Genomic DNA, 1,734 nt, shown 5'->3' with positions numbered 1-1,734 from the left:
CGCGCCGTTCGCGAAGTGGTTCGTCGATGGCACGCTGAACGTCGCCTACAACTGCGTGGACCGGCACGTGCACACCGGACACGGGGAGCAGGTCGCCATCCACTGGGAGGGCGAGCCCGGCGACTCCCGCGACATCACCTACGCCCAGCTGCTGGCGGAGGTGTCACGCGCGGCCAACTATCTGACCGAACTCGGACTGCGGGCCGGGGACCGGGTGGCCATCTACATGCCGATGGTGCCCGAGGCCATCGTGTCCATGCTGGCCTGCGCCCGCCTGGGACTGACCCACTCGGTGGTGTTCGCGGGCTTCTCCCCCACCGCCCTGCGTTCCCGCGTCGACGACGCCGCCGCCAAACTGGTGATCACCACCGACGGCCAGTGGCGACGCGGCACCGCCGCCCCCCTCAAGGCCGCCGTGGACGAAGCCCTCGCCGCCGACGGCGGCGCGGCCAGCGTCGAACACGTCCTCGTCGTCCGCCGCACCGGCATCGACGTCCCCTGGACCGCGGACCGCGACCTGTGGTGGCACGACACCGTCACCCACGCCTCCCCCGAACACGAAGCGCAGCCCTTCGACGCCGAACACCCCCTGTTCATCCTCTACACCTCCGGCACCACCGGAAAACCCAAGGGCATCCTGCACACCAGCGGCGGCTACCTCACCCAAGCCTCCTACACCCACCACTACGTCTTCGACCACAAACCCGGCCAGGACGTGTACTGGTGCACCGCCGACATCGGCTGGGTCACCGGACACTCCTACATCGTCTACGGACCGCTGTCCAACCGCGCCACCCAGGTCGTCTACGAGGGCACCCCGAACTTCCCCGACGAGCACCGCCACTGGCAGATCGTCGAGAAGTACGGCGTCTCCATCTACTACACCGCCCCCACCCTGGTGCGCACCTTCATGAAGTGGGGCCGCGACATCCCCGACGCCCACAACCTGAGCTCCCTGCGACTGCTCGGCTCGGTCGGCGAACCCATCAACCCCGAAGCCTGGCGCTGGTACCGCGAGGTCATCGGCGGCAACACCACCCCCATCGTCGACACCTGGTGGCAGACCGAAACCGGCGCCATCATGATCTCCCCGCTGCCCGGCGTCACCACCACCAAACCCGGCGCGGCCATGCGACCCCTGCCCGGCATCTCGGCCACAGTCGTCGACGAGGACGGCAAACCCGTCCAACTCGGCGACACCGAAGCCAACGGCTACCTGGTCCTCGACCAACCCTGGCCGTCCATGCTGCGCGGCATCTGGGGCGACGACGAGCGCTACCGCGACACCTACTGGGCCCGCTACCGCGACCAGGGCTGGTACTTCGCCGGGGACGGCGCGAAACTCGACACCGACGGCGACCTGTGGGTCCTGGGCCGCGTCGACGACGTCATGAACGTCTCCGGCCACCGCATCTCCACCGCCGAGGTCGAATCCGCCCTCGTCGCCCACGCCGATGTCGCCGAAGCCGCCGTCGTCGGGGCCTCCGACGCCACCACCGGCCAAGGCATCGTCGCCTTCGTCATCCTCACCGCCGAAGCCACCGACACCGGCGCAGACCTCATCACCGAACTCACAACCACCGTCTCCCGCGAGATCTCCCCCATCGCCAAACCCCGCGAGATCCACGTCGTGCCCGAACTGCCCAAGACCCGCTCCGGCAAGATCATGCGCCGCCTGCTGCGCGACGTCGCCGAGGGCCGCGAACTCGGCGACACCTCCACCCTGGTGGACCC

General features: G+C 69.1%; 1 protein-coding gene. It reads left to right on the top strand.

Annotated elements, in window-relative coordinates:
- Nucleotides 1-1,734, top strand: a 1,734-nt coding sequence (gene acs / locus QMO76_RS35170; protein ID WP_306365696.1) for an acetate--CoA ligase, incomplete at both ends; no start/stop codon positions are given.

The organism is Nocardia sp. CC227C, from assembly GCF_030767025.1.
Lineage (GTDB): Bacteria > Actinomycetota > Actinomycetes > Mycobacteriales > Mycobacteriaceae > Nocardia.
The sequence above is the reverse complement of the archived record's forward strand: the minus strand, read 5'-3'. Positions and strand labels throughout refer to the sequence as shown.